This window comes from Cyanobacteriota bacterium (genome assembly GCA_025054735.1).
Lineage (GTDB): Bacteria > Cyanobacteriota > Cyanobacteriia > SKYG9 > SKYG9 > SKYG9.
In genome coordinates this window covers 1-8,227 of the sequence record JANWZG010000155.1, presented here as the reverse complement: position 1 = coordinate 8,227, position 8,227 = coordinate 1, and the positions used below count along the sequence as shown (strand labels likewise).

Here is an 8,227-nt window from a genome sequence, read left to right as displayed (position 1 = left end):
ACTATGATCCCGGAACGTAGGGGTTAATAAGTAACATTACAGAGCATCAGCACTTTCAATAAGTGCCTGTACGCTGAGGCTCATTACGTATTCTCTTTACCCATCTGTGGTTGCTTAGCCCTGTTATCCAGTTATTGCTCGTTGTTGTGCCTATTGCTGCTATGAAGAATCTGTGGTTGAGGATGAGTCTACATCAACTTAGGAGTCAGTCGGCATGGATGTAAGTCTGATTGTCTCCAATTTCTTAAACCCACCGGTGCTGTTTTTTTTCCTGGGTATTACTGCGGTACTAGTTAAGTCTGACTTAGAAATTCCACCACCAGTTCCCAAGCTGTTGTCGTTGTATCTATTGTTTGCGATCGGCTTCAAGGGTGGTGTAGAACTTGCCAAGAGTGGCATCACTCAAGATGTGATATTCACCATTTTGGCAGCAATTGTCATGGCTTGCTTAGTGCCAGTATATACCTTCTTTATTCTGCGCTGGAAATTAGGAACCTATGATGCTGCTGCGATCGCAGCTACCTATGGTTCCATTAGCGCTGTTACCTTCATTACAGCCAGTGCTTTTCTTAACGAACTCAGCATTGCTTATGATGGCTACATGGTGGCAGCCTTAGCCTTGATGGAATCACCTGCCATCATTGTAGGGCTGATCTTGGTCAACCTATTTACTGCCGAGCAAAGTGAGCGAGAAACGGCCTGGTCTGAAGTCCTAAGGGATGCATTTCTCAACAGCTCTGTGTTTTTGCTCGTCGGCAGCTTAATCATTGGTGTGATCACCGGAGAGCATGGCTGGCAAGTGCTAGAACCCTTCACTCAGGGAATGTTCTATGGGGTGCTCACCTTCTTTCTGCTGGATATGGGCTTGGTTGCCGCCCGCCGTCTTAAAGACTTGCAAAAAACTGGGGTTTTCTTAACTTCCTTTGCCATACTAATTCCATTAGTCAACGCTGGTCTGGGGATCGCGATCGCCAAGTTTATTAGCATGTCCCAGGGAGATGCTCTGTTGTTTGCGGTGCTGTGTGCCAGTGCCTCCTACATTGCTGTTCCTGCTGCGATGCGGTTAACAGTACCGGAGGCCAATCCTAGTCTGTATGTGTCAACTGCTTTGGCTGTAACGTTTCCGTTCAATATTGTGGTGGGGATTCCCCTTTACCTCTATGGAATCAACCTGTTGTGGAGATGAGTTATGCACCCGGTCAAAAAAATTGAAATTATTGCCAACTCCTTTGAGCTAGGCAAAATTTTGGAAGGGTTACATCAGTCTGGTGTTCATGGTCATGCAGTGATTCACAACGTGTCAGGCAGGGGGTTACGCGGCGCAGATACAGAAGATCTAGACATGACCATGCTAGATAACGTGTACATCATTGCATTCTGTATGCCCGACCAAATCAAACCGGTTGTAGAGCATATCAAGCCTATACTCAACAAATTTGGGGGCACTTGCTATGTCTCTGATGTCATGGAGATTCGTTCTCTACGCTGTGTAGCATCACTGTAGCGATCAATGCTTGAAATCTGTCTCTAAAACTCTAAAAGCCTCGTCCTATGAACCGTCGTCACCTATTGAAATTAGGAAGTGCTGGTATGTTGGCGATCGCATCGCCTGCTGCCCTCCTCTGGCATAGTCTACCAGCCCATGCTGCCAATCCTCCTGCAATAGCCCCTGATGATGCCCTAAACCAGTTGCTTGCAGGCAATCGTCGATTCGTGCAGCATCAGCCTACCTATCCCCATCAAAGTCAACAACGCCTTCAAGATGTAGCTCAAGCACAGCACCCGTTTGCAGTAATCCTGAGTTGTGCTGATTCTCGAGTTCCGGCTGAAATTATTTTTGATCAGGGCATTGGCGACCTGTTTGATATCCGAATTGCAGGCAACATTGTGACACCCGAAGCGTTGGGCAGCATTGAATATGCAGTTGCCCTGCTAAATACACCATTGTTAATGGTGTTGGGACACGAGCGCTGTGGAGCGGTGACGGCTGCGGTTAGCAACAAGCCCCTGCCTGGAGAGATTAGCTCATTTGTGAACGCCATTTTGCCTGCGGTAGAACGAGTCAAGGGGCAAGCTGGAGATATGGTTAACAATGCTGTTGATGCTAATGTGCGCTATCAAATCGAGCGGCTCCAGCAATCGTCGTTGCTGACAGAGCGGATGCAAGCAGGTGCGTTGAAAGTTGTAGGTGGTCGCTATGATCTAGACAGTGGTGCCGTCACAATTGTCGCATAATCTTTCATTGCCCGTCACAATATAAAGTGATGTGATTTAAGCAAGCACTATGGCACGAGCAATTTGGAATGGAGCAGTGTTAGCAGAGAGCGATCGCTGTGAAGTCGTTGAAGGCAATTACTACTTTCCGCCTGACTCGGTAAACATGGCCTATTTTCAAGACAGTAGCACCCACACCACCTGTTCGTGGAAAGGAGTTGCTAGTTACTACACGATCGTTGTCGATGGTAAAACCAATCCTGATGCTGCCTGGTATTACCCTGCACCTAAAGATGCAGCCAAAAACATTGCAGGTTATGTCGCCTTTTGGAAAGGGGTAACCGTCGAGAAATAGAGAGGACTGGGTAATCAGGAACAGAGGATCTAGCTGATCAACATCGGTGAGTGCTGCTCTCCACAGACAGCAGCGAGGTGAATGGTGCTAACTATGAACGACTAGATCCTCTACAGTTCATCGCCTAGGTTTGCAGGTAGGGCATTGCTGCCCAGGGGTATGATGCTTGTGCTTCTCCCTGAGGATGAGGGCAATTTATATTTGCGATTTGCGTTCAACAACGCCTGCGAGTAGATTGTTGCTAAGGGGGATTGGTTGATCCTGATTTGAGGAGTTATGGATGTAGTAAAGCGATGGATTGTGATAGCCACTGTGGAGATATTGATGTCACTGGTGTTAATTGCGATCGCACCAGTATTTCTGAACTCTAACTACCCCCTTATTGGTTTCTTGCTATGGCTCCTAGTGTTCTGCCTGCTGATTGGGTCAATCCTATACGTGATCACTCAAGTAGTTGATGCCTTTAAGGCAAGACAAATTTTGGTAGCTCGATTTCCGGACTATGGTTATTTGGGAGTGTTCGACTTTTTAGAGCTGCCTTCTACACAGGTAGCAGAACACTTGGACATGCTAGCAATAATGCGAGAGGATCCTGATTTGCAATTGCATAATGAATCCCCAATTGAAGTATTACGGAGAGTGATCAAGCAATGATAGTCAAAATCACCCAGTGGCTAACGATCGCTAGTGCAGCTATTAGCCTTAGTGCCTGTGGAGTGATTCCTGGCACTAGTGTTACCACTGTAGAACCTGGATTTACTGGCCTTAAAATTCAACTATATGGAGGCAACAAAGGCATTGAGAATGCCAGGATCGTTACAGGCAGAGTTTGGTACAACGGCTACACCGAGCAGGTGGTTGTGTTTCCTACCTACATCAACACCTACCCCTTTACGAAAGACTTAACAGAAGGGTCACCCGTCGATGAATCGATCGTCTTTTCAGTCGGTGGCAGTCCAGTCTCAGCGGATGTAGGGGTTTCCTTCGGCTTCTCCACCGAACTACTTTCTGGATCCCAGAAGACTAAGTTGCATGAATTTTATGAAACCTATCGCAAAACACCCGATGCCTTCCGAGCTAACGAACTCCGCAATGGATTACGCAATTGCTTCACAGAAGTGGCTGAAGAGTTAAAGCTCACCCCTTCGATGTTACCTACAAGTCAACAGCGCTTGGTCAATAGTGTGACAGACTGTGTGCAAAAGCGCTTCCCAACGATTGTAGTCCAGGATGTATCGCTACTTTCCCCACTGCGATTACCACCGGACATTCAAAAGAGCATTGATGAACAGTTTGCTGCTCAGCAGGCTGCTCAAACCGCTGAGTCTAACCGTCGTAAGGTGGAGGCAGAAGCGGCTGCCAAAGTTGCCCAAGCAAAGGGAGAAGCTCAGGTGACGATCGAACGAGCCAAAGCAGAGGCAGAGGCAAACCGACTCCTAGCAAACTCCATTACACCACAACTGTTGGAATTAAAACGCCTAGAGGTAGAGCAATCACGGGTACAAAAGTGGAATGGTCAGCAAGCCGCCATTATCCAAACACCCAATGTGCAACTTGGTTCCGGAACTAGTGAGCGCCCGCCTAGGTAACCGCTACTACCAAATCTTGCACTACCAAATCTTGATCGCCTAGCTTTAGTGACCCTAGCTAAGCCCCATAGGCCTGAAAATCTAAAATCTTCAGCTCTAACGCCTACCAATGTGACATATACCTTGTAGGCTGTACTTTCAGGACAAGCAGGAGTAGATGTTGTGAGGCTGATACTGTTGGGTGGACCGGGATCCGGTAAGGGAACACAGGCAAAGGCGTTACAACAGCGTTTAGGTGTGCCCTGGATCTCTACTGGCGAAATACTACGGCAGGAGATTGCATATGGCACTGAACTAGGCCATGCGGTGCGTTCCTATGTAGAAGCAGGTGACCTAGTGCCTGATGATCAAATGATTGCACTCATGCGTCAACGGCTGCTGCAGCCAGATGCTGTCAATGGCTGGATCATAGACGGCTATCCTCGCACTGCCTTTCAAGCCGAGGAATTGGATTTCTTACTGGCTGAACTCAAACAACAACTGACACAAGTAATTTGCTTAGATGTGTCTACAGCCGTTTTAGTAGCAAGATCGCTAGCCAGGGCACGTTCGGATGATACTGATGCCGTTATTCAACGCCGAATTGACCGCTATCAAGAACGTACAGTGCCCATCTTAGAGTATTACGAAGTAAGTAAGCGGCTCGTGCGGGTAAATGGTGACCAGCCCATTGAGCAGGTTTATCAAGCAATTTTAAGTGCGATCGGGGTAGTGTGATCTATGGCATGGCAGCGTCCAGACAATCGACGCTTTGATCAATTGCGTCCAGTTCGTTTTGAACGTCAATTTACCAGATTTGCCAATGGATCTGTATTAACCCATTGCGGTGATACAAAGGTGTTGTGTACGGTCAGTGTGCAACCCGGTGTGCCTAAGTTCCTTGTGGACTCAGGTAAAGGCTGGCTGACGGCAGAATATCGGATGCTTCCTAGCGCAACACCTCAGCGACAAGAGCGCGAGGGCATAAAGCTCTCTGGGCGAACTCAAGAGATTCAACGGTTAATTGGGCGGAGCCTGCGGTCATCGCTAGATTTGAGTGCTTTGGGTGAACGCACGATAATGGTAGATGCAGATGTACTACAAGCCGATGCTGGTACCAGGACAGCCGCAATCACAGGTGGTTTTGTAGCACTGGTTGATGCAGTGAAATGGTTGATGGCAACGGGTGAGCTAGAGCGATCGCCCATCCAAAGTGCGATCGCTGCCGTTTCCGTTGGTCTGGTAGAAGGTGAGCCATTGTTAGACTTGAACTATCCAGAGGATGTAGCCGCTACCGTTGATTTCAATGTAGTGATGAATGAAAAACTGGAACTGATTGAAGTGCAGGGCGCCGCCGAGAATGGCAGCTTTACTCGTACTCAACTCAATCAACTACTAGATTTAGCTGAAATCGGTATTAAACAATTGCTTTGTGCTCAGAAAGATGCCCTTGCTAGCACCCCATAGCCCCTCGCTAACTATGAATCGGTAAGACTATTAGCATCTGGCTGATCTCCTTAAAAGGTTTTCCCCGACTGGCATCCCACTCTCACCCCATGCTCTGAGCTATCACACTAGACGCTTGCTAGCCCCAAAGGGCAGTTTCACTGATAGCTCCTGCATAGGGAACGCTGATGGATCTGAGTCTAGACCGTATGTCTGTAGAGCCAGAAATAGAAAAATTGGCCTTACAATAAACACCAACTTGTTCATATTGCTGCCATGACCCAAACTCCAAGTTTGAGCCTCAAACCCCTTACCTTTGAAGACTACCTCGCCTACAACGACGGTAGTGATACCCGCTACGAACTAGAGGATGGAGAGCTAGTAGAGATGCCCACCGAAAGTCCTGAAAATAATCGCATCGCCCAACGGCTCTACATCGAACTCCTAAAACACCTTCCCTACTATTTAATCGCCCATAAAGATACAGAAATTGAAGTGAGCGGTCGGCTTGCTCGGTGTCGCTTACCGGACTTGATGGTGCATACCGAAGAATCATTTGCTGCGTTGAAAGGTCTTTCTAGAGCCGTGATTACCAGAGATATGCCACCGCCTGCTCTAATTATTGAGGTGGTGTCCCCTGGTATTGTCGATCGCAACCGTGACTACCGCCACAAATACACCGAATATGCCGCCCGCTGCATTAGTGAATATTGGATTGTTGATCCAGAAGAACGCCAGATTACGGTTTGCCACTGGGTAGAAGGGGTCTATGAATCGATTGTCTTCACTGGAAACGCTCCCATTTCATCCCTAGTTGTGCCCGCTTTGACATTGACCCCCGATCAACTCTTCACTGATACTCTTTAGCCAATAGCCCTAGATTGCTATATCTGACGGGGCTACGGGTATCATCTATTCTCTGCTTGATAAAGGGGGAACAGCACCTACATAGCCGTCCATGAGCATCCAACACCTGCTGGATGAAGCCTAGTCTATTAGTCTATAGAGAGAATATTGGTCACAGTTAAAGCCATCCCTTGAGCCAATACACAACTAGCCCAATGTATTCCTTGAGAGCAAGGCTAATCTGATGCAACTTGGCAGCATCCGGCAGCGTCTTGAGGACAATCGCCTGAATTGGCTCTCCTTCTGGAGGCAAGGGTTCATCAGCAACAAGGAAATCAGTGGGGGCAGGAATGGCCTCAATGCCCTGTTTCTGGAAAATCAGCAGCGATCGGGGCATGTGTAAGGCAGAGGTTACCAACAAAACTCGTTTTAGTTTCCGTGCATCCAAGATTTGCTTTATATTCACGGCATTCTCATAGGTATTGAGTGATGTTGGCTCCTCTATAATTGCCGATGCTGGTACTCCTAATCGTTGAGCTAACACTGCCATATCAGCAGATTCTGATTCTCCGCTTTGTCGCCATACAACTCTACCCCCTGACAAAATTAACCAAGGAGCCTTGCCATCGTTATACAACTGAGCGCCGTAAAGGATGCGATCGCCCGGTTCAGCAACATCAGGCGCAGGACGGGGTGGATGGGGTGGTTTAATGCCCCCACCCAGGACAACAATGGCATCTGCGACCGGCAGGGCAGCAGGTATATATTGTCGCTCTAGGAACTTAGTTATGCTATCACTGACCCAGGCATTACTGCTACCCAGTAAAAGCACCAACGCACCTACAATAGTGCTAGCAGCTACTCTGGGCCATTTCCACAGAGTGACTAATGCCACAACCAACAGCAGGCAAGACAACCCTAGGGGATAAATAAACAGAGGCAATAGCTTTGACAGGAATAAAAACATTACGTGTCCCAAGCAGGATGGTTCAGTAAGGATGCTAGCACCTGCACACCACGCAACTGATTCGATAAGGGTAGGTGTCCTTTTGGTGCTGACAGGTTCCAGGTAAACCCCTGGGGATACCGAGTCCATTCGTTGCCTGATTTCCACCCAATCTTAACCCATAGTGCATCCCAGTTTTTGCCTACACTCAGCCACAGTTGCCGCTGTATCGAAAACCCGAATTTATCTTCGGAGTAAATTCGCCAGAGGGTATCGATCGTGCGTAGGTCAGTCACTGGAAAGGTCTTGACTTCGCTAAAGTAAAGCCACTTACGTTGAACCGCGGCACTGCCAGCTAGTTCGCACAGCGCCTGTAAGGTCAAGCGATCAGCAGTTTGAAAATCTTGGGCGGCCAATGCCTGCTGTAGGGGTAAGTAGTTGACATTTGCTACGGATTCCATGGGCACAAGCCCTTGGGGGAACTGCGCCTGCAAGCTAGCGGCAATCTGCTCGGACTGAGCGGCTACTAATGCCTGATAAGCGGATCCGTCAGCGATCGTGGGAAATTGACCACGACGGGCAACCAAAAATGCAAGTAACACCTGAAGGCCAAGCTGCCCCTTGTCAGCCAACTCCCGAATTAATCGCAACTGGTTTTTGACAGACTCGGCAGCCAGTTGGGACACTAAGTCTGCTACTGGGTCAATCGATGAGGAATCGGATACACCTTGAGTTAATGGCAAATTTGAGGAAACACTGGTCATAGCACCTAGGAAGCGGTTTCCTCAGCGGGAACACCATACCCCTGCTCAAAGGCATAGCGTACAAGCTGAGAACGATTTTCTAAGTGTA

General features: G+C 48.2%; 11 protein-coding genes. 9 read left to right on the top strand and 2 right to left on the bottom strand.

Annotation, left to right across the window (positions count from 1 at the left end; all coding sequences use genetic code 11):
• Positions 1–214: 214 nt before the first annotated feature.
• From NZ772_09175 to NZ772_09135, 9 genes are all read left to right on the top strand, one after another.
• Positions 215–1,186: a sodium-dependent bicarbonate transport family permease gene (locus NZ772_09175; protein MCS6813723.1), complete on the top strand. Its 972-nt coding sequence runs from the start codon at positions 215–217 to the stop codon at positions 1,184–1,186.
• Positions 1,187–1,189: 3 nt separating this feature from the next.
• Complete coding sequence (locus NZ772_09170) at positions 1,190–1,504, top strand: P-II family nitrogen regulator (GenBank protein ID MCS6813722.1); 315 nt, start codon at positions 1,190–1,192, stop codon at positions 1,502–1,504.
• A gap of 47 nt (positions 1,505–1,551) precedes the next feature.
• Complete coding sequence (locus NZ772_09165) at positions 1,552–2,235, top strand: carbonic anhydrase (GenBank protein ID MCS6813721.1); 684 nt, start codon at positions 1,552–1,554, stop codon at positions 2,233–2,235.
• A 49-nt stretch (positions 2,236–2,284) separates the two neighbouring features.
• On the top strand, positions 2,285–2,569 hold the full coding sequence (locus NZ772_09160) for a DUF427 domain-containing protein (GenBank protein MCS6813720.1): 285 nt from the start codon (positions 2,285–2,287) through the stop codon (positions 2,567–2,569).
• 276 nt (positions 2,570–2,845) lie between these two features.
• Positions 2,846–3,223: a hypothetical protein gene (locus tag NZ772_09155; GenBank protein MCS6813719.1), complete on the top strand. Its 378-nt coding sequence runs from the start codon at positions 2,846–2,848 to the stop codon at positions 3,221–3,223.
• On the top strand, positions 3,220–4,158 hold the full coding sequence (locus tag NZ772_09150) for an SPFH domain-containing protein (GenBank protein ID MCS6813718.1): 939 nt from the start codon (positions 3,220–3,222) through the stop codon (positions 4,156–4,158). The genes NZ772_09155 and NZ772_09150 overlap by 4 nt, the downstream gene beginning before the upstream one ends.
• A gap of 162 nt (positions 4,159–4,320) precedes the next feature.
• A complete protein-coding gene (locus NZ772_09145; protein MCS6813717.1) occupies positions 4,321–4,875 on the top strand; it encodes an adenylate kinase in 555 nt (184 codons plus the stop codon).
• A 3-nt stretch (positions 4,876–4,878) separates the two neighbouring features.
• Positions 4,879–5,604 (top strand): ribonuclease PH, encoded by a 726-nt coding sequence (gene rph / locus NZ772_09140; protein MCS6813716.1) that lies wholly within the window; start codon positions 4,879–4,881, stop codon positions 5,602–5,604.
• 255 nt (positions 5,605–5,859) lie between these two features.
• Positions 5,860–6,450, top strand: coding sequence for a Uma2 family endonuclease (locus NZ772_09135; GenBank protein ID MCS6813715.1), 591 nt, complete (start codon positions 5,860–5,862; stop codon positions 6,448–6,450).
• Between the two features lie 157 nt (positions 6,451–6,607).
• On the opposite strand, the gene NZ772_09130 is transcribed toward NZ772_09135, so the two are convergent.
• Together NZ772_09130 and NZ772_09125 are read right to left on the bottom strand one after the other, a co-directional pair.
• Positions 6,608–7,396, bottom strand: a complete 789-nt coding sequence (locus NZ772_09130) for a YdcF family protein (GenBank protein ID MCS6813714.1) — start codon at positions 7,394–7,396, stop codon at positions 6,608–6,610.
• On the bottom strand, positions 7,396–8,139 hold the full coding sequence (locus tag NZ772_09125) for a GUN4 domain-containing protein (protein MCS6813713.1): 744 nt from the start codon (positions 8,137–8,139) through the stop codon (positions 7,396–7,398). The genes NZ772_09130 and NZ772_09125 overlap by 1 nt, the downstream gene beginning before the upstream one ends.
• Between the last annotated feature and the right edge of the window lie 88 nt (positions 8,140–8,227).

Bases quoted from the DNA above. Each gene is read 5' to 3' on its own strand.
- NZ772_09175 (MCS6813723.1), top strand. From the start codon at position 215: ATGGATGTAAGTCTGATTGTCTCCAATTTCTTAAACCCACCGGTGCTG.
- NZ772_09170 (MCS6813722.1), top strand. From the start codon at position 1,190: ATGCACCCGGTCAAAAAAATTGAAATTATTGCCAACTCCTTTGAGCTA.
- NZ772_09165 (MCS6813721.1), top strand. From the start codon at position 1,552: ATGAACCGTCGTCACCTATTGAAATTAGGAAGTGCTGGTATGTTGGCG.
- NZ772_09160 (MCS6813720.1), top strand. From the start codon at position 2,285: ATGGCACGAGCAATTTGGAATGGAGCAGTGTTAGCAGAGAGCGATCGC.
- NZ772_09155 (MCS6813719.1), top strand. From the start codon at position 2,846: ATGGATGTAGTAAAGCGATGGATTGTGATAGCCACTGTGGAGATATTG.
- NZ772_09150 (MCS6813718.1), top strand. From the start codon at position 3,220: ATGATAGTCAAAATCACCCAGTGGCTAACGATCGCTAGTGCAGCTATT.
- rph (MCS6813716.1), top strand. From the start codon at position 4,879: ATGGCATGGCAGCGTCCAGACAATCGACGCTTTGATCAATTGCGTCCA.
- NZ772_09135 (MCS6813715.1), top strand. From the start codon at position 5,860: ATGACCCAAACTCCAAGTTTGAGCCTCAAACCCCTTACCTTTGAAGAC.
- NZ772_09130 (MCS6813714.1), bottom strand. From the start codon at position 7,396: ATGTTTTTATTCCTGTCAAAGCTATTGCCTCTGTTTATTTATCCCCTA.
- NZ772_09125 (MCS6813713.1), bottom strand. From the start codon at position 8,139: ATGACCAGTGTTTCCTCAAATTTGCCATTAACTCAAGGTGTATCCGAT.